Consider the following 24925-nt stretch of genomic DNA (forward strand, 5'->3'; position numbering starts at 1 on the left):
CGTCCTTCCGGACCTGCCTGTCGCTGTGTCATCCCCCGATCGCCGACATCGGTCTCTCCGGCCGTACGCACGAGGGGGCGTCCGGGCCCGCGCCCGCCTTCTCGCTCCCCGTCGCCGAAGCCGGCGACGACAGCCGGGCCGCAGGGACGGGACCGTGGATGGGGCCGGGGACACGGGACAGGGGCAGGCCGGTGCCGTTGTTGGTGTGGGCGATGATCTCGGCGGTGATGGAGACCGCCGTCTCCTCGGGGGTGTGGGCGCCGAGGTCGAGTCCGATCGGTGAGTGCAGGCGCGCGAGGTGCTCCTCGGGCACGCCGGCCTCGCGCAGACGATCCACGCGGTGTTCGTGGGTGCGGCGGGAGCCCATCGCACCGATGTAGCCGACCGGGAGGCCGAGGGCCACACGGAGCAGGGGGATGTCGAACTTGGCGTCGTGGGTGAGGACGCAGATCGCGGTGCGGGCGTCGACCTCGGCGCGTTCCAGGTAGCGGTGGGGCCAGTCGGCGACGACCTCGTCGGCGTGCGGGAAGCGCTCGGCGGTGGCGAAGACGGGGCGGGCGTCGCAGACGGTGACCCGGTAGCCGAGGAACCGTCCGGCCTGGCTGAGGGCGGCGGCGAAGTCGACGGCTCCGAAGATCAGCATGTGGGGCGGCGGCGCGTGGGTGTGCACCAGGAGGGTCAGTTTCTCCGGGCCGGCGTCGGCGTCCCCGCCGATCTCGACGCGGGTGGTCCGGCCCGCCCGCAGCAGCGCGCCCACCTGGGTGGCCACCGTACGGTCCGTCAGCTGGCTGCCCAGTGTGCCGTCGTACGCGCTGCCGCCCCCGAGGACGGACAGGGTGCGGCCGAGGAGGCGCCGCGGCCCGTCGATCACCTGTGCCACGGAGAGGGGCATCCCGGTCGAGACCTGTTCCAGGGCGGTGGGGAGATGGGGCTGGTCGAGGGGGTCGATCCGCTGGACCAGGACCTCCAGCTCGCCGCCACAGGTCAGTCCCACGGCGAAGGCGTCGTCGTCGGAGTAGCCGAACGAGGCCCGTACCGGGGGTTCGCCCGACTCCAGGATTTGCGTGCACAGCTCGTAGACGGCGCCTTCCACGCATCCTCCGGAGATACTGCCGACCGCTTCGCCGTCGGTCCCCACGGCCAGTGAGGTGCCGGGGGGCATGGGTGCGCTGCCGCTGACGTGGATGACGGTGGCGAGGGCGAAGGGACGGGCCTCGCGGCACCAGCGGTACAGCGAGTCCGCGATGTTCAGCATGAGAGGTCCTTCGGTGAGTGGTCGCGGAGGCCCGCCGTCGCGCTGGAGGGGGATGGTCTGCGCGGCGGCGGGCCGGCCGGAACGGTCACGGGGCTCCCCCGGGGGAGGGAGGAAGGCCCGGCCGTTCCGGGGCTCAGAGCAGGGCTTCCGCGGTGATCGGCAGCTCGCGGACGCGGCGTCCGGTGGCGTTGAAGACCGCGTTGGCGATGGCCGGCGCGACCCCGACCTTCACGATCTCGCCGAGGCCCTTGACGCCGATGGGGTCGGCGTGACGGTCCTCCCCGTCCAGATAGACCGCCTTGAGGTCGGGGACGTCGGCGTTGACGGGGACGAGGTAGTCGGCGAGGCCGGCGTTGACGATCCGGCCGTCGCGGTGGTCGGTGACCGTGTGTTCCAGCAGGGCCTGCCCGATGCCGCCCACCATGGCCCCGAGGGCCTGGCTGTCGGCGAGCTTGGGGCTGATGATCCGCCCGACGTCGTAGACACCGAGCATCCGACGCATCCGCACCAGGCCCAGCCGCCGGTCGACGGCCACCTCTGCGAACACCGCGCTGTAGGCGTACATGGAGTAGCGGTCATCGGCGCTCGGGGTGAACGTGCCGCGTGTCTCCAGGTGCGTACGGCCGTTACGGGCCAGCAGTTGCCGGTAGGTCTCGCCGCGCGAGGGGGTGCCGCTCACGTACATCCGGCCGCCGCGGACCACGACGGAGCCGGCGTCGACGCCGTACAGCGGTGACCGCCGGTCCTTGACGGCGAGATCGGTCACCTCCCGTCGCAGCTTGTCGCAGCCGTCCTGGACGGCGGATCCGACGCCGGCCATGGTCTGCGAGCCGCCGTGCGGCGGGGCCGCCGGGAAGGTGGAGTCACCGAGTTCGCAGCGGACCGTACGCATGGTCAGGCCGAGGGCGTCGGCGGCGAGCTGGGTCATGGAGGTGTAGGTGCCGGGGCCCATGTCGCTGGTCGACGTCTGGACCAGGGCCGTGCCGTCGGCGTCGAGCCTGATCCGCGCCTCGGACCGCATGCGCAGGGTGTCGTAGACACCGCTGGCCATGCCCATGCCGATCAGCCAGTCGCCGTCCCGCCGGGAGCGGGGTCGGGCGCCGCGCCGGCGCCAGCCGAACTCGCGGGCTCCCGTCCGCAGGCACTCGCGCAGCCGCCGGGTGGAGAACGGCAGCCCGTTGGAAGGGTCCTCCTGCGGTTCGTTGCGCAACCGCAGCTCGACCGGGTCGATGCCGAGCTCGTGGGCGAGTTCGTCCATGGCCGACTCGATGGCGAAGGCGGCGGTGGAGTAGCCCGGGCCCCGCATGAACGTCGGGGTGTTCACGTCCAGCGGCACGGTCCGGTACGCCTGGCGGACGTGGGGCGTGGCGTACAGCACCTGCCCCGGGACCATGGCGCCCTCGCCATAGTTCTCGTACCGGGAGGTCTCGGCCCGTATACGGTGGTCCGCCGCGGTCACCCGTCCGCTGCGGGTGCTGCCCAGCCGCAGACCGTACTCGTAGGCGGGCCGGTAGCCCACCCCGTAGTAGAGCTGCTCGCGGGTCAGGACCAGTTTGACCGGCCTACCGATCTGCCGGGCGGCGAGGGCCGCGATGGTGGTGTGCGGCCAGGTGCGCAGCGCGTTGCCGAAGGCGCCGCCCACGAACGGGGAGATGACGCGCACGTCCTCCGCGGGAATGCCGAACACGGCGGCGAGCTCGTCCCGCGCGCCCAGCACCCACTGGGTCTTGTCCCACACGGTGAGCTTCTCGCCGTCCCAGCGGGCGACGGTGGCGTGCGGCTCCATCGCGTTGTGGTGGTTGCGGACGAGCCGGTAGGTGCCCTCCACCCGCACATCCGCCGAGGCCAACGCCTCCTCGGGGTTGCCGCGGGTGTAGTTCTGCTGGGGCTGCGGGTCGTTCTCCGGGACTCCGGACGCCGTCATGTCGGTCGCCGACCGCTCGGCCTCGTAGGCGACCTCCACAAGGGCGGCGGCGTGCTGGGCGACCTCCAGCGTGCGGGCGAGGACCACGGCGACGGGCTGGCCGAAGAAGCGGACCCTGTCGTCCTCGAAGACATGCAGCCTTTCGCCGACGAACGGGTCCAACCAGGCGCCCGGGTTGTCACGGTAGGCCAGCGCGGGTTCGTCGAGATGGCTGATGACACCAAGAACTCCGCGCAGGGCGTCGGCGGCGCGGGTGTCGATGCCGGTGATGCGGCCGCGCGCGACGGTGCTGTCGACGACGACCGCGTGCACCACGCCGTCGATGTCGTGGTCGGCGGCGTACTTGGCCCGGCCGGTGACCTTCAGCCGTCCGTCCACCCGGGACAGCGGCGCTCCGACGGCTGCCTGTGGCTGTCGGCTCACTTGCCACCTCCTACGACGCGCAGTTGGCGCTCGACGGTCCGTTTGAGCAACTCGACCTTGAACCGGTTGTGCCGGAGGGGGCGGGCCCCGTCCGCCGCCCGCTCGGCGGCCCTGGTCCACAGGGCTTCCGACGGGCGCCGCCCGATGAGCTCACGCTCGACGGCGCGCAGCTTCCACGGCACCGTGCCCACACCGCCGGCGGCGACCTTCGCGACGCGGATCACCCCACCACCGATGTGCAGGGCGACGGCCGCCGAGGTGAGCGCGAACTCGTAGGACTGCCGGTCGCGCACCTTCAGATAGCCGGATCTCAGCGGACGTGGGAGAGGGGGAAGCTCGACAGCGGTGATCAACTCGCCGCGACGCAGCGCCTGTTCCCGGTTCGGGGTCCTGCCCGGCTTGAGCAGGAAGTCGGCGAAGGGCACGGTGCGCTCGCCGTCCGGCCCCAGCAGGACCACCGTCGCCTCCAGCGCCGCGAAGCCCACGGCCGCGTCGGAGGGATGGGTGGCCACACAGTCGTCGGAGGTGCCGAGGATCGCGTGGGTGCGGTTGACGCCGTGGAGGGCCGCGCAACCCGAGCCGGGCTCACGCTTGTTGCAGGCAGCGCTCACGTCGCGGAAGTAGGCGCACCGCGTGCGCCGCATGATGTTGCCGCCGATGGTCGCCATGTTGCGCAGCTGTGCCGACGCGCTCAGCTCCAGCGCCTGCGAGATGACGGGGTACAGGGCGCGTACGCCGCGGTGGGCGGCGGCCTCGGACATCCGGACCAGCGCGCCGAGGCGCAGGCCCCCGCGCCGGGTGACCATGATCTCCCCCAGCGGCAGGCCGCTGATGTCGACCAGGGCTTCGGGGCGTTCGACGGTCTCACGCATCAGGTCGACGAGGGTGGTGCCGCCGGCGATGTAACGTCCGCCGGCCCGGCCGGCGTCGAGGGCCTGCCGGGTGGTGGTGGCCCTGGTGTAGGAGAAGGGGTGCATGGGGACCGTGCCTCATTTCCCGTGCGCGGCCTGCTCGACCGCCCGCACGATCTTCACGTAGCAGCCGCAGCGGCAGATGTTGCCGCTCCTGAACTCCCGGATCTCCTCCGGTGAGCCCGTGTGACCCTCCTGGACGCAGCCGACGCCGGACATGATCTGTCCCGGGGTGCAGAAGCCGCACTGGAAGGCGTCCTGGTCGATGAACGCCTGCTGCAGCGGGTGCAGCCGCTCCCCCTTCGCCAGGCCCTCGACGGTGGTGATCTCGGCGCCGTCCAGCCGGACGGCGAGGGTGAGGCAGGAGTTGACCCGGCGGCCGTCGACCAGGACCGTGCACGCTCCGCAGGCCCCGGCGTTGCAGCCTTTCTTCGAGCCGGTCAGGTCGAGGTGTTCGCGCAGCAGATCCAGCAGCGAGGTCCGGTTGTCGACCGTGACGGTGTGGCGCCTGCCGTTGACGGACAGGGAGACGCGGCTGGTGGGCGCCGCCTCGGCGGCGGCCGCGGCCTCGGCGCCGAACACGGACGGTCCTACTGCCAGACCGCTCGTCACGACCGCACCGCCCACAACCGCGGTGCTCGCGATGAAGGCACGCCGCGAGGGGTCGGACGACGATTCCTCGACGGACCCCTCGGGTGGAGCTGTTGACTCAGGCTGTTCGACGGACATGTCCACTCTCTCGGTCGGCGAAAGACGGGTGACGGTGACCAGTGGTGCCGCGGGCGGTCACACGGCGGATCCCGTGTCGGACTCCGGCTGCGTGATGCCCTCCTCCGGTCGCGAGGTACGCCCCACGCCGTGCCGCAGATCGTCCTGGCCCGGGAAGCGGATGCCCGGCGGGCGAGAACCACTCCTGCTCGACGTCGACGGGCAGTTGCGAGGCGGCGCCGCGCGCGGGCAACTCTGTGTTCCCGTTGCTGCGGTGGCCGCCGAGGACGAAGAGGAAGCGACGAGGCAAGGGGGAACTCCTTGGTGGGGGGCACGGGCAACTGGCTGGTGTGAGCAGTCCCACCGGGCTGTGTCAGGGTCTGCCGCGGCCCCGGCGGTGCCGGTTGGGGGGCGACGCCTTGGGAGACGGTTCGCGCCGCGGCGGACGGGGCCGCCCGCCGGCCCGGGAGGAGCCCGGCGACAGGGGGTGGAACACGGTCGGCAGCCGCCTCACCGGGCCATCGGTGCGGTACGGCATCCACTGTGCTGCGCGCGGCGCGATACAACGCGCAGACGGTTTTGGGACGACGCCGGGATGTACCACTGGCGTTGGTACGTCTGGCAGTAGCAGGCAGAGCGGTCGGCCCGCCGAAGGAGGTCTTCAGGCCGGCACGGTGGCCGTACGGTTCGCGTGCCGTCGCCGAATCCTGAGAGGCGCGTGCCGTCCGGCTGTCGACGATCACCGGGCCGAGCAGCCGCCGAGGGGCAGAAAGCAGAGGTCCGGGGCGGCGAATGGGGCCCCACCAGTCCCGGCCTTGGCACAGCGGTACAGCGTACGCTCCGGGCATGAGTGAAAGCGTCGGCTACGCGAGATGCAGTCTGGACAAGCAGGACCGCGCCGCTCAGCGCGAGATCCTGCTCGGTCTGGACGTCCCGGAAGACCGGATCCACCCGGACCACGGACTGACCGGGACCGATCGCGACCGGCCCGGCCTGGCGCAGGCCCTTGCGGCCGTGCGCGCCGGCGACGCCCTGGTTGTCCCCAAGCTGGACCGCCTCGCACGCTCGGTACCCGACGCCCGCGATATCGGCGACTCGCTCATTGCCCGCGGAGCCAAGCTCTCGCTCGGCGGCACCCTCTACGACCCGGCCGACGCGATGGGCAAGACGTTCTTCAACGTCCTGCCCACCTTCGCCGAGTTCGAGGTCGACCTCCTGCACATGCGCACCCGTGCAGGCATGGCGGTGGCGCGGGCCAAGGGCAAGCTCAGGGGGAAGCAGCCCAAGCTCACCGCCCGCCGGCAGAGCCACTTGGTCCAGCGGCACCAGTCCGGCGAGCACACCATCGCCGACCTCGCCGAGTTTTATTCCGTCAGCCGCGCCACCGTCTACCGCGTCCTTGAGCGCCATCAGAACGCACCAGCGCCGTCGACCCCGGGCGGGCAGTGACGTGATGCCCTACGTCTACCGGGTCACCAAGTACGACCCCGCCGACCGCGACCAGGACGGCCACTACGCCGGCACTGAGCCCGCCACCAGCGACCACGGACCGGTCGAAGCCGCCTACCTACAGGCCGTCGCCGCCTTCGCCGAGGACACCGGAGTCGACCAGCTGGCGATCCGCGAGCCGCAGCTCGGCGGCTTCGCCCACTTCGGTTTGAAGCCACCGGTCGATGGCTACGGACTGGCCGGCCTCTTCCCCGCCGGCCCTGCCGGGTTTCACGACGGAGCGCTGGTGCCGATCGGTGTCGGCCTGGAACTCGTCCGGGCCATGCTCCGCGACAACGGCGCCTGGTGCCGCCTGGAGGCGGAGGGAGCGTTCACGGTGCACGTCGGCTGGGACCAGTATCTGTACCTCGGCAGCAGTCGGCCCTGCGAAGAAGCGCTGACATGCACCCGTGCGCTCGGCCTGTTCCCCGAACGACTGAACGCATCTCCGTACGACTTCGCCCCCGACGACCCACAGCACGAGCAGCGCCCGGCCGACGCCGACTTCTGGGGTCGCCTGCGCTGGAGCGTCAGCGCCCACCGCGCCACATACCTTGAGGAGACCTACGCTGCGAACGCCTCCCGGTGGCACCGCCTGACCCCCGACTCCATCGAGACCGTGCGCTCCCAGTTGGCCCCACGCTCCCAGTTGGCGGTCTGGCCGGACCTGCTCATCGACGTCGACAAGGCCGTGGCGGCTCTGCCCGACGAAGGCATGGTGGAGGTCGTCTGGGAGGACAAGGACGGACAGATCACGAGCACGGTCGTGGACGAGACCCAGTTCGAGGCAGTGACCTCCCATCTCGCCGGCGCGCGTGCCGCCGGCGTCGTATCCATGTATGCCGGTGAAGATCTCCCCCTGTTCACCGCTGTACTGCCGGACAGCGACGGCGTCCTGCGAGCACGCTGGCAGACCGAGCCGACGCCGAGCGACCGTGACTGGGCCTTTCTGAAGACCCTGCGACGCGGACAGGTCGTCACCGGCATGGTGACCGCCATCGCAAGCTTCGGCGTCACCTTCGTGGACATCGGCGGCTTCACCGCGATGATCAACCTTCCGGAGCTGTCCTGGCGGCACATCAACCACCCGTCCGACGTCGTCAACGTCGGCCAGGAGGTCACCGCCGAAGTCCTCGACGTCGACATGGTGCGGGAGCGTGTGCCGCTGTCGCTGAAGGCACTGCAGCCGGATCCGATGCTGGATCTGGCGCGGCAGGTCGGTCAGATCGTCACCGGCCCCGTCACGAACCTCGTACCGTTCGGCGCCTTCGTTCGTATCGAGGACTCCGAGTACGGTTTCGAGGGACTGGTCCACAACACCGAACTGGCCGACGAGCACGTGGAAAGGCCCGAAGACGTCGTTCAGGTCGGCGAAGCACTCACCGTCAAGATCCTCGAAGTCGACCCCACCCGGCGCCGGATCGCACTGTCACACAAGCAGGCACTCGCCGTCGCCCCGGAGAGGCACCGTCACGCCTGACGAGGAACTCGACGCGATACAGCCCCACAGCGGGCGTACAGAGGAAGAGGACTGCAGACATCAGCGCAGACGACTTCGGAATCCGACAGACGCCCTGGCGGTCCCATTTCCCTGGACCGGCAGGGCGTTCGTTGTCGGTCAGTCCCGCCGGGCGCCCTGGAAGATCCAGTCGATGACGACTGCAGCCCGCGCCTGGTCTTCCCTCAGCCATCTGCCGAGGCGGTCCTGGACGGCCTGCCTGACGCAGTCGCGTACTTCGGCGTTGCCCAGCACTGCCCGCGTGGAGCCCTCGAACTCTGGACGGTCCAGTTTCACCGACACGACCGCCGTCAGGCCCTCGCCGATCTGATCGGCGCCAAAGTCGGGGTCCGTAGCTGTCAGAAGCCCCTGCTCCCGCGCGTACGCCGTGACCGCGGCCGCCGTCCCGTCGCGGAAGCCCACCGTGTGCGTGCCGTCGACGGTGGGCCGGCTGTTGGCGAAGCTCCGGACCCGCTCCTCAGGGCAGCTGCGCCAGCGGAAGGCCACCTCCATCATCCCCGCCATCCGAGGGTCCTCGTGCTCGAAGGCAATGATGTCCATGGGGGCGGACGCCGCCTCGTGGCCGTCGAGGAAGGCAACGAAGTCCCGCGCCCCGCCCGGGAACCGGAGCTGCACCGAACGGGACTCATCCGACCGGCGCAGGTCGGTCAGGGAGATTTCCAGGCCCTGGTTCAGGAAAGCCAGTTCCCTGAATCGCTCTTCCAGCCCGTCGAACGAGAACTCCGCGGCTCCGAAGATGTCGGCGTCGGGCCAGAAGGCGATGGTGGTCCCGCTTCCGGTGGCCGTCCCCGCCTCGGTGAGCGGGGTGGCGGCCACGCCGCGCGCGTACTCCTGGACCCATCGGACTCCCTCGCGCCGCACCTCGGCCGTCATCCGTTGCGACAAGGCATTGACGACAGCGGGCCCCACCCCGCAGAAACCGAGGGTCACGTCGTGGCGGCCTCCGGCTCCCGCCCCGGCCTGCATCTGGGTGAGCAGGGCTTCGAGCCCGGGATCGTCGGCGCCCTCCGTCTCGTCGATGGGAATGCCCGGCCCGTCGTCGACGACACATACGCCGCCGTCGGGCGTGAGAGTGACGTCGACGGAGGCGGCACGGCCGTCCAGAACCTCGTTCACCGCCCGGTCCGCGACCTCGAACACCATGTGGCGCAGGCCGCGTTCACTTGTCGAGCCGACATACATTCCGGGCCGCTTGCGAACGGCTTCCCACCCTTCCAGTACCTGGATGTTGCTGGCGTCGTACTTGGTGGTTTCCTCGCTCACGATGTCCCCTCCGATGGTGTCCAGCAGAACTCCCCAGGCTAGGCGAATCCCAGGAAACACCAGGTCAGAGCCGTTTCTCCAATGCCGCAGGCGGGTGTGTGAGCGACTGTCCGGAGGCGGTCGGCCCAGGGGCCGCGAATCAGCACGGGAGTGCGGTCGCTGCCACCGGCGAAAGCGGCGGCACGGTGCGCGACGTGGGCTCGCCCGACATCAACACCGAGGACTGGAGCGCCGCCGTCGACTTCCTCGGCCTGCAGAAGATCGTCGACCGCAAGCGGATCGGTGCGCAGGGCATATGCGGCCTGAGCGGCACGGCGCTCACCGCGGCGGCCGCCGACAGTCGCATCAAGGCGGTCGCCACGGCCGCGATGTACGACATGTCGCGCGCCATGTCCCGCGGCTACCAGGACTACTACACGCGTGAGCAGCGCCAGAAGGTCATCGACCACCTCAGCCGGCAGCGCTGGATCGACGCCGAGAGGGGCACCTACGCGCGGCTCTCCGCAGAGGTCCCCTTCGACGAGAACGGCAACGTCGCCCCCTCCAACCGCGGTCTGCCCGAGACCCTCCCGGCGGACGCCGACCCGATCACGACGATGTTCTTCAACTACTACCGCACCAGGCGCGGCTACCACCCGCGCTCGATCAACTCCACCACCGCGTGGACCGGGACCACGCCGATGTCGTTCTTCGCCTTCCAGCAGATGACGAACATCGACATGCTCGCGCCCCGCAAGGCTCTTCTGGTGACCGGATCCGAGGCGCACTCCCGCTACTACTCCGAGGACGTCCAGAAGATGGCGCCCGACACCATCGACCTCCTGGTCGCCCCCGGCGCGGACCACGTCGACCTGTACGACCGCAAGGACATCATCCCCTTCGGCAAGCTCGACGAGTTCTTCACCAAGAACCTCGCCTGACCGGAAGTGCTCCACGACAGGCCGGTACCCCCGCCAGCCTGTCTGGAGTCCCCGACCGCGACGATCGGCGGTACTTCCGGTCCCGCACACACCAGCAGCGGAAGTCACACGTCAAGCAACTGTCCGCTGCTGGAGCAGGACACTAGAAGGTCAGGTTCCAGGCGTCGATCTTGCCTGTGTCGGAGGCGGCGTTGTCGTTGGCGCGCAGCTTCCAGGTGCCGTTCGCGACCTCCGAGGAGGCGTTCACGGTGTAGGTCTGGGCGACGTTGTCGGCGCTGCCGCCGGCGCGGTTGTGCAGTGTGTAGACCGTGCCGTCCGGCGCCACCAGGTCGACCTTCAGGTCACCAATGTAGGTGTGCTTGATGTCCACTCCCACCTTGAGGGTGGCCGGGGCGTTGCCGGTCACGCCGGTGACGGCGATCGGGCTCTCCACGGTCGCGTTGTCGTTGATGGCGACGTCCGCGAGGTTCTCGAAGTACTTGCCGGGCGGCGGGGTGGCCCCGACGGCCTTGAGGGCGTCGACCTGTCCCTCGCCGAAGAACGCGTTGTTGGCGGTCGTGCCCGTGCAGCGGCTGTCCGAGGGGCAGGCGATGTCGTTGGCCTGGGTGGCCAGCTTGGCGCGGATCTGCGCCGGGGTGATGCCCGGGTTGGCGCTGGCGATGAGCGCCGCCACGCCGGCCACGTGCGGGGAGGCCATCGAGGTGCCGCTCTTGCTGCCGTAGCCGCCGCCGGGGACGGTGGAGTACACGTTGCTGCCCGGTGCCGCGACGTCGATGACGCCCTGCCCGTAGTTGGAGAACGAGGCCTTGGTGACGCCCGTGCCGTTGGCCGCGACCGTGACCACGCCCGGCAGCTCGGTCGGGATGTCGAGGCAGGCGTTGGTGATGGTGCGGGTGACCGGCGTCGAGTCGTTCGGGCTCGCGGAGTCGGTCGTCTTGTGGGCGAGGTCGTAGTTCTCGTTGCCCGCGGCGGCGACCTGGAGGGAGCCCTTGCTCTCGGCGTACTCCTGGGCGCGCTTGACGCCCTCGATGATGGCGGCCTGGTCGATGTTGTCCGGGCAGTTGAACTGCCACGGATCCGTGTAATAGCTGTTGTTGGTGACCTTGAAGCCGTGGTCACCGGCCCAGACGAAGCCGCAGATGGTGTTCTCGGCGAAGAAGAAGGCGGTGCCCGGCTCGGCTACCCGGACCGCGGCGATCGTCACCCCGGGGGCCACACCGACGGCGCCCCTGCCGTTCTTGGCCGCGGCGACGGTGCCCGCTACGTGGGTGCCGTGCGTGTCGACGTCCCGCCAGGCACCGGCACGGGTGTCGGGCTTGCCGTAGGCGCAGGAGACCGAGTCGGCCGCGTTGAAGTTGGGCGCCAGGTCCTGGTGCCGGTCGTCCACACCGGTGTCCAGGATGCCGACCTTGACCGAGGCGGAGCCCGGGTTCACGGCCCAGGCCTGGTCGGCCTTGATCTGGCTCATGTCGGCCCGGACCGGCTCTCCGGCCGGGGTCGAGGCCTGGGACGGATTGGGCGGGAGCGCCGGGTTGTACGCGTCGGCCGGGACGTCCGAGGTGCGCGTGGCGCCGACCTGCTGCACACCGGCGACACCGCGCATGGTGGCGGCGAATCCGCTGGACGCCGAGTGGGCGACGATGACGCCGATGGAGTCGAAGTGCGAGAAGACGGTGCCGCCGTTGGCCTCGACCGCGGAGCGGACCCCCGAACTGTCACCGGGGGCGGTGATCACGAGGTAGGCACGCGTGCCGGCCACCCAGTTCGCACTCTGGGAAGCGGGCACGGCGGCCGGAGCGTGGTCCTTGGCGGCCGGCGCGGTGGCGGGGGCGACGGGGAGCGTGCCCGCGAGGGCGCCCGGCGCGCCGAACACGAGAGCGGCGCCGAGCGTGGCCGCCAGCACCAGCGTGCGTCTAGGTCGGCTGGATATGTGGGGTATCAATGCGTCCTCCGGAGACGGCCCGGACGTGCTTATGGCACCGGCCGGGCCGTACGAAACGAGTGGTGGATGCAAGATGTCAGGCGCGTGCCCCTGTACGTAAGTACCTTTCCGTGCAGGGACGTTATGGGGGCATGGCTGAAAAGCGACGTACGCCGGGCATCGAGGGGCGGGATCCACCGGGAGCTCGGCGACGTCGACAACGCCCTGGCGTGCGCCGCCGGCCTGGCGCCGTCCGTGGACGCCTGGCGGGGGTGTCCCACAATCCGCCCGAACCCCTCCATACATGCAGCCCCGCCGAAGGGCGATTCGTAATTAGTTGCATGGGAAGGTTTCCTGTGAGTCGTTATGCCTGTTTTTCCCGTATTTTAGCGTCATCCAGCATCACAAACGCTCAATTATTGCTGTAGTGTCAGGTTTATGAGTGTGGGAGACGAGGCCATCCGCGGCCTGGTGGACGACGAAGCGGTCACCCTGTACGGCGACGTGCTGCGACTGACGGACGCGATCGGCGGGCGGGCCGAGCGGATCATCCGTGAGGCATCAGGGCTCAGCGGTTCCGAGTTCGAGGTGTTGCTGCGGCTGGCCCGCCACCCGGGGAACGAGACGACCAGCGCCCGCCTGGCGGAGGATCTCTCCTTCACGTCCGGCGGGCTCACCCGCTTGATCGCGCGCATGGAGGCGGCCGGACTGCTGGCGCGGCAGCCCCACCCCAGCGACGGACGGGCCGTCCTGCTCCAACCGACCGCGCACGGCCGCGACCTGCTGGCACGCGCCCTCCGCGCCCACATCCCGCAGCTCACCGGGGACCTCCTCGATCCCCTCACCCGCGTCGAGCGGCTGATCCTGCGGGAGCTGGTGACCAAACTGCTCACCCACTCCTCCCGCGGCACGGTGCGGCGGCCGACCCAGCCGCAGCCTCTCCCCCCTTCTGCCCTCGCTGCGCCCGGACAAGCGGACGAAACCGACCCCAGCGCTAGGAGCAACACCCCGTGAAGATGCTCCTCATCGGCGCCACCGGCGTGATCGGCTCCCGCATAGCCGCCGAAGCACTGCGCCGCGATCACCAGGTCACCGCCGCGACCCGCTCGGGACGCACCGACGCCCTGCCCCACAACCCCGCAATGAGCACCATCGCCCTGGACGCCACCGACCCCGCCGCCCCACTGCTGACGATCTACCGCTGCCTGACCGCAGCGCTGCGCACGGCGGGCGTGCCGCGTCTCGTGGTCGTGGGCGGCGCGGGAAGCCTGAAGACCGCCTCCGGCGCGGACCGCGTCGACACAACCGACTTCCCCGCGATCTACAAGACGGAGTCCCTCGCCCAGCGAGAGGTCCTGCGGCTGCTGCGGGCCGAAGGGGCCGACCTGGACTGGACGTACATCTCCCCGGCCGACGAGATCGCCCCCGGTGAACGTACCGGCAGGTTCCAACTCGGCAGCGACGAGCTCCTTTTCGACCAAGGCGGCCGCAGCTTCATCAGCGCCGAGGACTACGCCGTCGCCCTCATCGACGAGCTGGAGACCGGCCGGGCCGTCCGCCGCCGCATCACCGTCGCTCACTGAACGGCCGGGTCAGACACATCAACCTCCCCGGCCTGACAGCACTGGACACGGCCCCATCAGCGCATGGCGGGGCGGTGAACTCGGAGCCGAGGTCGCATCGCGCGGCTATCGGTAGCCGTACGCGTCCAGGACAGTTCCGTACCGCTCCTCGAAAAGCTTCTCGTGCTCCGGCGTGAAGTGCTCGCGCCAGGCACCGATCCGTCCCCGATGGAACGAATACGCCCGGTCGTTGAAGAGTTCGTCGACGAGCCCTGCGGGGTCGCCGTCGGCGTCGCCTTCCGCGCCGAGGAAGTCAGCGATCCGGAGGACCGCCGCTGACTGGATTTCCCGGGAGCCGCCGCCGCGCGGACCGACGAGTTCCTCGAACGACACCTTGCAGACGGCGGGGTGGCGCAACAGCCACAATCCACGCTCGAATGCGTCGGCACCGGGGAACGAGGGGTCGGTGAGGGCGATGGTCAGGCGTTCCTCGAAACTGCCGGCGCTCCGCAGAATGCCGCTGTAGACACGATGGTCGGTGAAGTAACCGATTCCGCGGCCGGTTTCACCGGAGAGGAAGTTGACCATGGACAGCAATACGTCACGCGGATCGCGGTAGTTGAAGACGATACGCGGGTTGCCGCTGTCCAGCCATTCGTTCAAGAAACCCTCGTCGACGCGGTGCGGGTCCAGCTGGTGCAGAAACCAGCACACCCCACGGGGAGTGTCCGCGAAGCGGCTCGGTGTCCGCGTCAGCACCCTGGCGACGAGTTCCCGGGGTGGGGCCTCGCCCTCCGGGCCCCGCCAGGGAATGCCGAGCCGCATTCGCCAGGCACCGTAGAACGCGGTGACCGCCTCCGCGATGGCGGCATCGATCGCGGCCCGGTCCTCGCTGGTGGTGAGTCGACGCAGTTCCTCCTCGTCGAGGACCGTCGTCAGCACCCCCCACAGCGCCTCGCCCTTCAGCCTCGGCTGACTGTCGGCGGTGGCCGACACCTCCCCGTGGAGGGCGTAGCCGAGTCGGGTCATCACTTCCTTGAGCAGATGCGTTCCCGACTTCCGCAGCGACACCACGAGGGCGTGCGACGCGCTCATTCCGTAACGTCACCGTCCTTTCCGCTCAACGGGGTTGGGCAGCCCGCCGGGCCGACCGTGGCGATCGGTCCGGCGGGCTTCAGGGGCATCAGGGGGCAGGGTCAGCTGCAGCGGCCCGGGATGTTGGCGCCGGGCTCGCAGTAGTCCATCGTGCCGACGAGGGTGCCCTCGGTCAGGGCTTCACGGAAGGCGGTGTCGGAAGCCGCGTAGGAGGCGGGTCGTTCCGTCACCTTTTCCTGATCGGCGGCGAAAGCGGCGGCGGGCGTGCTCAACAGCGCGATGGCCGCAGCGCTCGCGGCTGCGGCAGGAATGGCCGGCACAGGGATCCTCACGGGGGAACCTTTCGGTGGGGGGGTGGAAGTGATGGCGTCCATGAGAGGTGAATCGAGAAACGCGGAAAGGTGCGGAAACTAGAAGTCGCACCACGCCACGCCGATTCAATGACTCAATGCGCGAACTGCATTAGACCATGCGGGTCTTAGAAGGTTCAACGAGACCCGATCGAAGATTGGCGGGTGGATCGACATTCAGTCAACGCCTGGGCGAGCCATGGCCAGTTGGACGAGAATGCGGAGAACCGAAAAGTCGAGCACCTTCACCAACCCCTCACCACTCTCCACCCCGTTCTTCGCGACACCCGGCCCGCACCACCTCCACGGCCTCCAGCACCTCCAGCCACCTCCAGCCACCTCCAGCGACGGAGATCAAGGCGCTCCGAGCAATGTCGCGACGGCCGCGCGAGCCTGACCAGCCGGGGCCGACTCGCCACTGATTCCGGCCGTCACGATGGCTCCTTCGGCGAGGAGGAAGACCGGCTCGACCACCGGCACCCCGGTCGCGCGGACCCACATGGCGATCTGGTCATGGAACGCCCGCTTGTGCGAACGGACTTCAGCCAGTACCGCTTCGGAGGACGAACCGAGTTCCCCATGGGCGTTGACCCAGGCACATCCACGGAAGCCGGGCCGCGCGAACCACTCGGCGAGCCAGTCGAACACCGCGAGTACGCGCTCGCGGGGATCCGACACCTGCTCCACATGCGCGGCCAGGTCTCCCCTCCACCGCCGGTCGCGACGTTGCAGCATCGCCACGACGAGGTCCTCCTTCGCCGCGAAGAACCGGTAGATCCGCTTGAGCGGGAGCCCCGATGCCGCACGCACCTCGTCCATTCCGACCGCTTGGATGCCGCGCTCATAGAAGAGCCGCTCCGCCGCGTCGAGCAGCGCCTCGCGGTCGAGGCGGCTCTGTTCCTCGGTGATCGGGGCCGGCATCAGGACTCCTTGACGTTGAGAACGATCGTTCCCTACCTTAGTCACCACCACTGGAGAACGCACGTTCTCAAACTCTGGGAGGAAGCAGTGCCGGAAGATCGCCCGCCCCACCCCCCGTTCACCCGGGAGACCGCCCTGCGGAAGGTCCAGGCCGCCGAGGACGCGTGGAACACCCGTGACCCCATGCGGGTGGCACTGGCCTACACGGCCGACTCGACGTGGCGGAACCGGGACACGTTCGTCAGCGGCCGCGAGGAGATCGTCGCCTTCCTGACGCGGAAGTGGGAGGTCGAACGGGACTACGCGCTACGCAAAAGCCTCTGGGCCTTCCACGAGAACCGGATCGCCGTCCGCTTCCAGTACGAGTGGCACGACAGGGACGGCCAGTGGTGGCGCAGTTACGGCAACGAACAGTGGGAGTTCGACGAGCGCGGCCTCATGCGGCGCCGCGAGGCGAGCATCAATGACATCGCCATCACCGAAGCCGACAGGCGTATCCACGGTCCCCGCCCCGTGGACGAGCACGGCATCGACATCCCCCTCCAGTAGCGCACTCCGGGGGCCGGGCCCCGTGGTGCGGCTCGAGGGCCGCCGCCCGGTGACGGCGACATCCCCGCGACCCACCATCCCGCAGGACACCGACTCGGCCAGAGCCACGGTTCTGCTGCGGCAGGCCTCCGACAGCGCCGCGGGCAAGAGCGGCAGGGCGGTCCTGCCAGGTGGACGGCGGAAACAAGGTCGAGTCGTCGCGCACGGCGACCGCCCTGACGGCCGCCGCGCCGACCCTGCTCATCGCGCGAACGGCCCTCCCGTCCACTGTCTGTCGGACGGGAGGGCCGTTCACCGCCTCCGAAGTGCGCCGGGGGCGTCGCTGTCTGTCGGACACGCACGCTCCACCGCGTACCGGACGGGCGGACCTGTTCCGCGCGGGCCGGTCAGTACTGGTTGTCCGGGGTGACCATGCGATTGTCCAGGTTCGTGATCAGTCCGTCGGCGTCGAGGGTGGCGTACTCGATGCCGCTGAGGGCCACCAGGCGGTCGTCGACCCTGCGGGAGGCGTGGAGCCAGCGGAGTTCGAGCCTGCCGTCGTCGAGCACCGTGGTGGTCCAGACGTGCTTGCTGTCCACCATGCCCTGGGCGAAGGCCCCGTAGAGCTCCCTGAGTTCGGGGACACCGACCACCGGCTCCCCGCCCTCGAAGAGTCGCACGGTGGCGGCCGGCGCGAAGAGCGCCAGGATCTCCTCGACCGCCGCGGGATCGTGGGCCGAACGGTCGAAGAGCCTGAGGTAGCGGTCGATCACCGTCTCGGTCGTGTCGGTGGTCCCGGTCGGCTGCGTCGTCCGGGTCATTGTCGTGTCTGCGTGGGTCATCACTGTGTCTCCGTCACTTCGTGGTCGCACCGGAAACGCTCCGGTCCTTCGTGCCGGCGGGGTCACCCGTCGGTTGTGATCAGGACGACTCCGGCACGGACACAGCCTCCGCGAGATCACGAAGGTCACCCAGCCCTCGCTCGCGCATACGCACGCCGTTCCTACTACTGACGGGGGGAGGCCAGCGAAAAGACGGCGGAGGAGGTTGTCATCGGGCGGCCAGCCCGGCGCAGCGGTGTTCAGCGCGCTCGTGCCGTCCACTTTCGGGGAGCGGGGTCGGCTGTCTCGGCCGGACGGCCGACTGTGACGACTGGGCATCGGCCATTCGGCCGAGTCCGCTGAGAATCGCCGCTTCCGTATCCTGCGGGGCGTGAACTCCGAGACTCCACTGCTCCGCCGGATGCCGATCGTCGCCGGCTGGATCCTCCTCGGCCTGCTGTGGCTGCTGGACGTGTTCGCCGGCCGGGCGCCCCACTATCGCTGGACGATCTGGCTGCCGATCATCTCCGGCCCGCTTGCCTGCGCGGCGCTGCTGTGGTCCGGCCGTCGGCCGAGCGTGCAGGTACGTGCCGCCCTCGTCGCCGGCGGCTCCCTGGCCCTCACGGTCGGGATCGGCGTGTTCGCGGGCCCGGACGGCGCCGGCACCTGGGGCCTCCTGGAGGGTGTCATCCTCCTGGTACTGCTGTCCCGTGCCGTGTGGAGGGTGCCGCGCCCGAGGACCGCTGCGGTTGTGGCGGCCGCACTGGCTGTGGCGGCCATCGTGACCCCGCTGCGCTGGGCGACGACGCACAGCCAGGAGGCCGTCGGCTGGTTCCTGCTGATGGCGCTCGGCGTCGGCCTGGCTCTCGCCTGGGGCCTGCGCACGCGACTGCTGGAGGAGCAGCGGGCCCGTGACATCGCCGCCGTGCGCCAGCGTCAGCGCCTCGAACTCGCCCACGACCTGCACGACTTCGTCGCCCACCACGTCACCGGCATCATCGTCCAGGCCAACGCCGCCCTGACCCTCCAGCACACCGCACCGGAACAGGTCGGACCGCTGCTGGAGAACATCAGCCGCTCCGGATCGGAAACACTGGACTCCATGCGCCGTCTGGTGCGGGTCCTGCGCGAGGACGACCACCACGGCATCCGGCCCGGTCAGTTGTGGGCAGAACTCGGCCGGCTGGTCTCCGCCTTCTCCGGCAACGAAGCGGACACCCGACTGCACATCGCCGCCCCGGCCCTCGAAGTACGTCTCGCCCCCGAGGTGGAGACGTCCGTGCACCGTGTGGTGCAGGAAGCGCTGACCAATGTGCGCCGGCACGCGCCCGGCGCCGTGGTGGCCGTACGGGTCGACGTGGACGGGCACCGGCTGCGGGTCGAGGTGCACAACACCGCACCCGACGTCCGCCACCCAGGCCCGGTGGGCGGGCGCGGCGGTTTCGGGCTGGTCGGCCTGCGTGAACGCGTCGAGGCGGTGGAGGGCGCGCTGACCGCCGTCCCCACCGACGACGGCGGCTGGCGGGTGACCGCGGACTTCCCCGTGCTGGCCAACGTGGCAGGATCACTGGCGTGAACGACACGGCGATCCGCGTACTGATCGCGGACGACCAGGAACTGGTCCGTATGGGCTTCCGGCTGATCCTGGGCGCCCAGCCCGGCATCGAGGTGGTCGGCGAGGCCGCCGACGGCGCCGCCTGCGTGGAACTCGCCCGCCGGCTGCGGCCGGACGTGTGCCTGGTCGACATCCGGATGCCGAAACTGGACGGGCTGGACGTCACCCGCGCCCTGGCAGGCCCCGGAGTCCACCACCCCATGCGGGTCGTCGTGATCACCACCTTCGACCAGGACGACTACGTCCACACCGCCCTGCGCAACGGGGCCTGCGGCTTCCTCCTCAAGGACGCCCCGCCCAGCCTGCTCATCGAAGCGGTACGCGCCGCCGCCCGCGGCGACGCACTGGTCTCCCCCGCCGTCACCGTCCGGCTGCTGAAGCAACTGTCCGCCACACAGCCCGCCCCGGACGCCGACAGCCCGCTCACCGACCGCGAACTCGACGTCGCCCGACTCGTCGCGGTGGGCCGCACCAACCAGGAGATCTGCGCCCAGCTGGTGGTGTCCCTGTCCACCGTCAAGTCGCACCTGGCCAGCATCCAGCAGAAGATCGACGCCCGTAACCGGGTCGAGATCGCCGCCTGGGCCTGGGAGTCCGGCACGGTCCGGAAACGATAGGACCGGCGGCACACCGAGGGCCGGCAAGAGCTGCCCGCTTGGCGCAAGCACCGGCACTCCGGCGTGGACGGCCGACGGTGTCCACGCCGATATCGTTCCGCACGCGCAGGCCCGCCAACTGGCCGTGGACGGGTGCCGCAAGGGAGGCAACGTCACCTACGAAGCCCTCGTACGGTGCGTGGTGGATCTGGAAAGGTGCGAGGGGGCGCGCGGTGTGGCGCCGCATGCGTCAGTTCTGTGTGCCGGTCGGCACGCAGGGGCGCAGGAAACCGCACATACCCAGGGTCTGTTGGGGAGGTCGGGCGATACGCGACACCTCCGCGTCGAACAGGTGGGTGAAGTCGGCCCGCCGCAGGGCGCTGATCTGCCGTAGTGCCGTGTGCGCGGCGGCCAGTGCGCCCTCGTTGACCGTCTTCTCCCAGGTGTCCAGGCGGGGTTGGACGAGCCGCACCGCCGCCGCGCAGAAGTCCTCGTACGCCGAGCGGTTCCCTCTCCCCCACTGCCGCTTCAGTTCGGTGAACCCTTCGACCGCCAGATCCCTGCGCGCCCGCGCGCGTTCAGGGCTGGGAGCGCCGTCGGCGCCGAGGAGCGAGGCCGCCTCCGGATAGGTGGTGGGTGAGAGGTGCTCGGGTGGGAAGGTCATGACCGCGTCGCCCGCCTCCGGGAGGCCGCTGTTCTGCATGACGACGATCACGCGCAGGTCTTCGTCGTTGATGGCACGGTGGATCGTGCCGGGGGTGAACCAGACCGTGTCGCCGGGGTTCAGTTCGGTCGTCGCGGGGCCTTCGTGGTCGAGGGTCTCCAGCCGGCCGTGGCCGCTGACGACGACGTAGCACTCCGCGCAGGCGAGGTGCATGTGGGGCGAGCCGCCGTGTTCGTCGTCCGCCGTGGGCCAGGGATACACCTCGAGCTGGCTGAGCCCCACGGCTCCCGGGAGGCCGGGGAGGGGGGTCACAGCGCGAACTCCCGCACGATCGGCTCCAGTTCACTGCGCCCCACCACGCGGTCGATGAACACGAACCGATGCCTCAGGGAGAGGGTCTCACCGGGCTCCAGCTTGATCTCGGTGTGGAAGGCGGGTGACGGGTTGAGGCAGGCGAAGGCACTGCTGCGGGCGAACCAGGTCAGCGGGGTGGAGGCGCTGGTGGTGCCGGCGTAGGCGAGGACGGTGGCGCCTCCGTCGATCTCGTCGTGCTCGCCGGCGATGGCGGCCCAGGCGCCCCGGGTGCCCATGACGGCGTCGCCGTCATGGCCCCCGTCGGCGATGACGTCCGCGCCGGTCCAGGCCCGGGGCCCGCGCCAGAACAGTCCCGTGTAACCGGCATTGGCACGGCCGTGGGTGGTGGGACTGCCCATCTCCAGGGGTTCGCGGTGGACGTTGGTCAGGTCGGTGGTGAAGTCCAGCGCCCAGACCCCGTCGTCGGTGTCGGCGCTGTGGAAGCGGAGGGTACGGGTCTCGTCGATCCAGGCCTCGTCGCTGGAGGCGATCCAGTCCAGGCCCTGGACGACCGTCACCTCGCCCGCGCCGACGTCCTGCCGGTCGAAGGCGCGGTGCACCTGTCGGCCGTGGTTCTCACGCCAGACGTAGCCATGGCCGGGCGCGCCCTGCTCGAAGGTGGGCCCACCCCAGAAGTTCTCCCCGGACAGGTGCGACCAGGTCATCTGCAGGCCCTTGTGCCAGCGGTGGTCCCAGGGCCGGTACACGCCCACGGGCGCACCGGAGAGAGTTTTCAGGGGGTGGACATAGGGCTTGGGGGATTCTTCGATCGGGGCGTCCGGCCGATAGACGTACGTGGCGAGGTCCGAGCCCGCGGCCGAGACCACGAACTGGGTTCCGGCGGCGTCGTGCTCGAGGTGCAAGGGGGTCTCAGACACCGGTCTTCTCCTTGACGGCGTTGTCCTGGGCGGCGCCGGGGCGGCCGCTCATGGAGTGGTAGTGCGGGTCGGCCGGGGTGATCATGTCTGGAGTGACGGGGCGCCCGGTCCTCGCCGACTCGTACAGCGCCGCGATGAAGGCCAGGACACGGCGGCCGTCGTCGCCACTGGCCTCCGGGCGTTCTCCGGCGCGCAGCGACCGCAGCAGCGCGCGCAACTGCGCGGCGTGCGAACTGGGTTCGTCGTCGAGCGGTGCTCCCAGCTCCACCGCCGTGGCGCCGACCCGGTGGGGCGCGGGGGTCCACGTCCAGTCGGAGTTGTCGTAGCCGTAGAGGTGGGACAGCTCGACGGTGGCCTCGGGGAGGTCGAAGCGCAGGTAGCTGGTCTCACGGGGAGACAGGAGGCTGTTGATGACGGAGACCATGGCCCCGCCGGCGAAGCGGACCATCGCCATGGAGACGTCCTCGGTCTCCACGTCGCGGGCCAGCGTGCCCATGGCGGCGCGGACTTCGGTCCAGTCCCCCATCAGGGACAGCATGAGGTCCATCTGGTGGATGCCGTGGCCCATGGTGGGTCCGCCGCCCTCGGTCTCCCACTTGCCGCGCCAGGGGACCTCGAAGTAGGCGTCGTCCCGGTACCACAGCGTGTGGCAGACGCCGATCAGCGGAGCGCCGAGGCTGCCGCTGCGGATGTGCTCCCGCAGGGCTCGGGCGGCGGATCCGAACCGGTGCTGGAAGACGTAGGAGACGTACGGGCCGCCCTCGCGCTCGTGGGCGGCGACGGCGTCGTACTCGGCCACCGAGAGGGTGGGAGGCTTCTCGCACCACACCGACGCGCCGGCGTCCAGACAGGCGGTGATGGCCTTGCCGTGGGCGATCGGGGGCGTGCAGACGACGACCAGGTCCGGGTGCTGCTCCTGGAGCATCCCGCCGAGGTCGTCGTAGGCGGCGGGAATGCCCCAGCGGGCGGCGAAGGCCTCGGCACGCCGCAGGTCGACGTCGACGACGGCGATGACGGTCGCCTCGCCGCTCTGGGCCTGGACGGCGGGCATGTGGCAGCCGTCGGCGATGTTTCCGGCGCCGACGATCGCCACCCTCACGGGCTGGCTGTAGTCAGTCATGGGGCTCTTTCGGGGAAGCTCGGGCGGTGCCTGGGCGCGGCACCGGGGGTGGCTTGACCGCTGACGAAGAAGGTCGGGGCGACCTGCTCGACCCGGGACGTGCGCACCTGACGTGCGGTCGAGAAGAACGGCCCTGTCGGACGAACTCGGCTCGCGCCGATGTGAACCGGGCGGCAGCATGAACGTAGTGAACGATCACCCGGACGGTCAAGAGTTACGCAGTGATCGTTCACTTTTTGCGTGAAGTCCTGGTGGGGCGCCCGAGGGCATCAGCGGGGGGCCGGGCCGCTCGACCCGCGCGGCACGAGGTGGAAGAGATCCGTCACCTCGGACTTCGGCTCGGGCTCACCGCGCAGGAGAGCGAGCAGCGACAGCATCGCCTGCCGGCCGACCTCTTCCTTGTTGATGTGCACCGTCGAGATGCTCGGCGAGAAGTACCGGGTGAACTCCTCGTCGTCCCAGCCGAAGACGCTCATCTCCTCGGGCACCCGCATTCCGCGGTCCTGGAAGCCGCGGAGTACCCCCAGGGCGACGTAGTCGTTGGCGGCCAGCACGGCCGTCACGCCGGAGTGGGCGGGCAGGTCCCGGGCGGCCTCGTAGCCGGAGCGCACGGACCAGTCGCCGTCGACGACGCCGTAGGACTCCAGGCCCAGTCGCTCCACGGCCTCCACGTAGACCGCGCGCCGGTTGCGTGCCGAGGCCCAGTCCTGCGAGCCGGCGACGTGGAGGAACCGGCGGTGTCCCTGGTCCGCGAGGTGACGCAGGATCTCCTCCGCGGGTCGTCCGTCGGCCAGCCGTCCCCGGGACTGGAGCTTGTCGTCGTACTCGCCCAGCACCACCACGGGCCACTGCCCGGCGCCCCTGCCGCCGGCGAGGTCCCCGAGGTCTCCCAACGACACCAGTGACAGCACCCCGTCCGCCTGCCGGGTCTCCAGCAGGGACAGCACGCTGCGGGCGCGCCGAGACTCGCCGCCCTCCAGCCCGACGACGTCGGTCATGTACCCGGCCTCGTGCGCCGCCGCCGAGGCGCCCCTCAACAGGGGGATCGGAACGAAGCCGCTCAACTCGGGCAGCACGACGGTGATCCGGTGGGACTGCTGCGTGCGCATCGACCGCGCCATGAGGTTGGGCCGGTAGTCCAGCTCCGCGACGGCACGCTCGATCCTCTCTCGCGTCGCCGGCTTCATGCCGCTGTCGTTCTTCAGGAACCGGGACACGGTCTGGTGCGACACGCCGGCCCGCTTGGCGACCTCCCAGATGGTCGGCCGTTTCCTCTCCGGGCCGGAGGACGCCCCCGGACCGGCGTCCCGCACGGCGGCCCCACCGGGCTTCAGAGCGGGCCGACCGGCCTTCCGCGCCCGCACTGGACGCCCCGCCCGCTCGCACAGGAAGTCCAGCAGCTCCGCGCCGGACACCCCTGCGGGCAGCCCGTAGGCGTCGGCGAAGCCCACGACCCGGGGCGCGAGGTCGTCGACGCGCACCAGGCCGCGGGCGGCGGCCTCGGCGACGAACACGCCCGTACGGGCCGCGTCGGCACCGATGGCCAGCAGGTCGACGACGGTACGCGGCACGGTGGTGACGGGCAGCCCGTCGACGACGGTGACATCCTCGGCGTCCGTGGCCGCGCGGTGCAGCACGACGGTCTCGTCACGCGTGGTACGGCGTGACGAGACCGTCAGCTCCACGGGGTCGCCGGGCAGGCCGCCGAGGCCGTGCACCGCGCACGCGGAGGTGTGGGAGACGACGCCCGACCGGGGGCCGTCGGTACGGCGGTCCCGCACGGGGATCCCCGGGTCCAGCCGCAGCCACGCGACCTTGATCTTCAGGTGCTCCGGCGAGGGGGAGGCGGCCAGGCGGTACACGCCGTGGCCGACGCTCTCCAGTGCCCCGGACCGCTCCAGCCGCAGGAGCTGGACGCCCTGCACACCGTCCAGCTTCGCCTGCGCGGTGGTCACCAGACCCCACTGACCGGCGGCCCTGGCATCCAGAGCCCGCAACACCTCGGCCTGAGTCATGCAGCAATCATTACACGGGGACCCTGCGCCGTCCCCTCCCCCGGCGTACTGCTTCCGGTCGGCGCGGGAGAGGG

The 24925-nt window shown here is 70.3% G+C and carries 22 protein-coding genes; 8 read left to right on the forward strand and 14 right to left on the reverse strand.

Features of this window, described 5'->3' with window-relative positions; translation table 11 throughout:
- Positions 1-28 precede the first annotated feature (28 nt).
- The 4 genes from P1P70_RS03670 to P1P70_RS03685 all read right to left on the reverse strand — a co-directional run bounded on the left by P1P70_RS03670 (position 29) and on the right by P1P70_RS03685 (position 5242).
- Positions 29-1255, reverse strand: coding sequence for an XdhC/CoxI family protein (locus P1P70_RS03670; protein ID WP_319234521.1), 1227 nt, complete (start codon positions 1253-1255; stop codon positions 29-31).
- Positions 1256-1388: 133 nt separating this feature from the next.
- Entirely contained in the window at positions 1389-3602 is a 2214-nt protein-coding gene (locus tag P1P70_RS03675; RefSeq protein WP_319234523.1) for a xanthine dehydrogenase family protein molybdopterin-binding subunit, read from the reverse strand.
- Positions 3599-4579, reverse strand: a complete 981-nt coding sequence (locus P1P70_RS03680) for a xanthine dehydrogenase family protein subunit M (protein ID WP_319234524.1) — start codon at positions 4577-4579, stop codon at positions 3599-3601. The genes P1P70_RS03675 and P1P70_RS03680 overlap by 4 nt, the downstream gene beginning before the upstream one ends.
- Positions 4580-4591: 12 nt before the next feature.
- Entirely contained in the window at positions 4592-5242 is a 651-nt protein-coding gene (locus P1P70_RS03685) for a (2Fe-2S)-binding protein (protein ID WP_319234526.1), read from the reverse strand.
- A gap of 825 nt (positions 5243-6067) precedes the next feature.
- On the opposite strand from P1P70_RS03685, the gene P1P70_RS03690 reads away from it, so the two are divergent.
- The gene (locus P1P70_RS03690) at positions 6068-6670 is read left to right on the forward strand and encodes a recombinase family protein (RefSeq protein WP_319234527.1); all 603 of its coding nucleotides are present in this window, start codon (positions 6068-6070) and stop codon (positions 6668-6670) included.
- Entirely contained in the window at positions 6621-8189 is a 1569-nt protein-coding gene (locus tag P1P70_RS03695; protein ID WP_413471413.1) for a S1 RNA-binding domain-containing protein, read from the forward strand. The genes P1P70_RS03690 and P1P70_RS03695 overlap by 50 nt, the downstream gene beginning before the upstream one ends.
- Before the next feature lie 138 nt (positions 8190-8327).
- Here the strand turns inward: P1P70_RS03695 and P1P70_RS03700 are convergent, their stop codons facing one another.
- Positions 8328-9491: an ATP-binding protein gene (locus tag P1P70_RS03700; protein WP_319234529.1), complete on the reverse strand. Its 1164-nt coding sequence runs from the start codon at positions 9489-9491 to the stop codon at positions 8328-8330.
- 194 nt (positions 9492-9685) lie between these two features.
- Here P1P70_RS03700 and P1P70_RS03705 point away from each other — a divergent pair, with 194 nt between their 5' ends.
- Positions 9686-10411: an alpha/beta hydrolase gene (locus P1P70_RS03705; protein ID WP_319234531.1), complete on the forward strand. Its 726-nt coding sequence runs from the start codon at positions 9686-9688 to the stop codon at positions 10409-10411.
- A 142-nt stretch (positions 10412-10553) separates the two neighbouring features.
- Here P1P70_RS03705 and P1P70_RS03710 read toward each other — a convergent pair whose 3' ends face one another.
- Entirely contained in the window at positions 10554-12314 is a 1761-nt protein-coding gene (locus tag P1P70_RS03710; protein ID WP_319234532.1) for a S8 family peptidase, read from the reverse strand.
- Positions 12315-12770: 456 nt separating this feature from the next.
- Here P1P70_RS03710 and P1P70_RS03715 point away from each other — a divergent pair, with 456 nt between their 5' ends.
- Positions 12771-13346 (forward strand): MarR family winged helix-turn-helix transcriptional regulator, encoded by a 576-nt coding sequence (locus tag P1P70_RS03715; protein WP_319234534.1) that lies wholly within the window; start codon positions 12771-12773, stop codon positions 13344-13346.
- Positions 13347-13348: 2 nt separating this feature from the next.
- Complete coding sequence (locus tag P1P70_RS03720; RefSeq protein WP_319234563.1) at positions 13349-13915, forward strand: NAD(P)-dependent oxidoreductase; 567 nt, start codon at positions 13349-13351, stop codon at positions 13913-13915.
- A gap of 105 nt (positions 13916-14020) precedes the next feature.
- Here the strand turns inward: P1P70_RS03720 and P1P70_RS03725 are convergent, their stop codons facing one another.
- From P1P70_RS03725 to P1P70_RS03735, 3 genes are all read right to left on the reverse strand, one after another.
- Positions 14021-14989, reverse strand: coding sequence for a hypothetical protein (locus tag P1P70_RS03725; RefSeq protein ID WP_319234536.1), 969 nt, complete (start codon positions 14987-14989; stop codon positions 14021-14023).
- A gap of 101 nt (positions 14990-15090) precedes the next feature.
- The gene (locus P1P70_RS03730; RefSeq protein ID WP_319234538.1) at positions 15091-15321 is read right to left on the reverse strand and encodes a hypothetical protein; all 231 of its coding nucleotides are present in this window, start codon (positions 15319-15321) and stop codon (positions 15091-15093) included.
- A 372-nt stretch (positions 15322-15693) separates the two neighbouring features.
- The gene (locus P1P70_RS03735; protein ID WP_319234540.1) at positions 15694-16260 is read right to left on the reverse strand and encodes a TetR/AcrR family transcriptional regulator; all 567 of its coding nucleotides are present in this window, start codon (positions 16258-16260) and stop codon (positions 15694-15696) included.
- 87 nt (positions 16261-16347) lie between these two features.
- Between P1P70_RS03735 and P1P70_RS03740 the strand changes: the two genes are divergently transcribed.
- Complete coding sequence (locus P1P70_RS03740; protein WP_319234541.1) at positions 16348-16809, forward strand: nuclear transport factor 2 family protein; 462 nt, start codon at positions 16348-16350, stop codon at positions 16807-16809.
- A 386-nt stretch (positions 16810-17195) separates the two neighbouring features.
- Here the strand turns inward: P1P70_RS03740 and P1P70_RS03745 are convergent, their stop codons facing one another.
- On the reverse strand, positions 17196-17630 hold the full coding sequence (locus P1P70_RS03745; RefSeq protein WP_319234543.1) for a nuclear transport factor 2 family protein: 435 nt from the start codon (positions 17628-17630) through the stop codon (positions 17196-17198).
- A 370-nt stretch (positions 17631-18000) separates the two neighbouring features.
- Here P1P70_RS03745 and P1P70_RS03750 point away from each other — a divergent pair, with 370 nt between their 5' ends.
- Together P1P70_RS03750 and P1P70_RS03755 are read left to right on the forward strand one after the other, a co-directional pair.
- A complete protein-coding gene (locus P1P70_RS03750; RefSeq protein ID WP_319234545.1) occupies positions 18001-19185 on the forward strand; it encodes a sensor histidine kinase in 1185 nt (394 codons plus the stop codon).
- Positions 19182-19841, forward strand: a complete 660-nt coding sequence (locus tag P1P70_RS03755; protein WP_319234546.1) for a response regulator transcription factor — start codon at positions 19182-19184, stop codon at positions 19839-19841. The genes P1P70_RS03750 and P1P70_RS03755 overlap by 4 nt, the downstream gene beginning before the upstream one ends.
- A gap of 229 nt (positions 19842-20070) precedes the next feature.
- Here P1P70_RS03755 and P1P70_RS03760 read toward each other — a convergent pair whose 3' ends face one another.
- The 4 genes from P1P70_RS03760 to P1P70_RS03775 all read right to left on the reverse strand — a co-directional run bounded on the left by P1P70_RS03760 (position 20071) and on the right by P1P70_RS03775 (position 24851).
- Entirely contained in the window at positions 20071-20796 is a 726-nt protein-coding gene (locus P1P70_RS03760) for a cupin domain-containing protein (RefSeq protein WP_319234547.1), read from the reverse strand.
- A complete protein-coding gene (locus P1P70_RS03765; RefSeq protein ID WP_319234549.1) occupies positions 20793-21716 on the reverse strand; it encodes a PmoA family protein in 924 nt (307 codons plus the stop codon). The genes P1P70_RS03760 and P1P70_RS03765 overlap by 4 nt, the downstream gene beginning before the upstream one ends.
- A complete protein-coding gene (locus P1P70_RS03770; protein ID WP_319234550.1) occupies positions 21709-22836 on the reverse strand; it encodes a Gfo/Idh/MocA family oxidoreductase in 1128 nt (375 codons plus the stop codon). Before P1P70_RS03770 ends, P1P70_RS03765 begins: the two co-directional genes overlap by 8 nt.
- A 269-nt stretch (positions 22837-23105) precedes the next feature.
- Entirely contained in the window at positions 23106-24851 is a 1746-nt protein-coding gene (locus P1P70_RS03775) for a substrate-binding domain-containing protein (RefSeq protein ID WP_319234551.1), read from the reverse strand.
- Positions 24852-24925 lie beyond the last annotated feature (74 nt).

Origin of the sequence: Streptomyces sp. MB09-02B, assembly GCF_033794485.1 — a bacterium.
In the GTDB taxonomy this organism is placed as follows: domain Bacteria; phylum Actinomycetota; class Actinomycetes; order Streptomycetales; family Streptomycetaceae; genus Streptomyces.

Excerpts from the sequence above, each read along its gene's own strand:
- P1P70_RS03670 (WP_319234521.1), bottom strand. The coding sequence starts at position 1,255 with ATGCTGAACATCGCGGACTCGCTGTACCGCTGGTGCCGCGAGGCCCGT.
- P1P70_RS03680 (WP_319234524.1), bottom strand. The coding sequence starts at position 4,579 with ATGCACCCCTTCTCCTACACCAGGGCCACCACCACCCGGCAGGCCCTC.
- P1P70_RS03685 (WP_319234526.1), bottom strand. The coding sequence starts at position 5,242 with ATGTCCGTCGAACAGCCTGAGTCAACAGCTCCACCCGAGGGGTCCGTC.
- P1P70_RS03690 (WP_319234527.1), top strand. The coding sequence starts at position 6,068 with ATGAGTGAAAGCGTCGGCTACGCGAGATGCAGTCTGGACAAGCAGGAC.
- P1P70_RS03715 (WP_319234534.1), top strand. The coding sequence starts at position 12,771 with ATGAGTGTGGGAGACGAGGCCATCCGCGGCCTGGTGGACGACGAAGCG.
- P1P70_RS03720 (WP_319234563.1), top strand. The coding sequence starts at position 13,349 with ATGCTCCTCATCGGCGCCACCGGCGTGATCGGCTCCCGCATAGCCGCC.
- P1P70_RS03725 (WP_319234536.1), bottom strand. The coding sequence starts at position 14,989 with ATGAGCGCGTCGCACGCCCTCGTGGTGTCGCTGCGGAAGTCGGGAACG.
- P1P70_RS03735 (WP_319234540.1), bottom strand. The coding sequence starts at position 16,260 with ATGCCGGCCCCGATCACCGAGGAACAGAGCCGCCTCGACCGCGAGGCG.
- P1P70_RS03745 (WP_319234543.1), bottom strand. The coding sequence starts at position 17,630 with ATGACCCACGCAGACACGACAATGACCCGGACGACGCAGCCGACCGGG.
- P1P70_RS03770 (WP_319234550.1), bottom strand. The coding sequence starts at position 22,836 with ATGACTGACTACAGCCAGCCCGTGAGGGTGGCGATCGTCGGCGCCGGA.
- P1P70_RS03775 (WP_319234551.1), bottom strand. The coding sequence starts at position 24,851 with ATGACTCAGGCCGAGGTGTTGCGGGCTCTGGATGCCAGGGCCGCCGGT.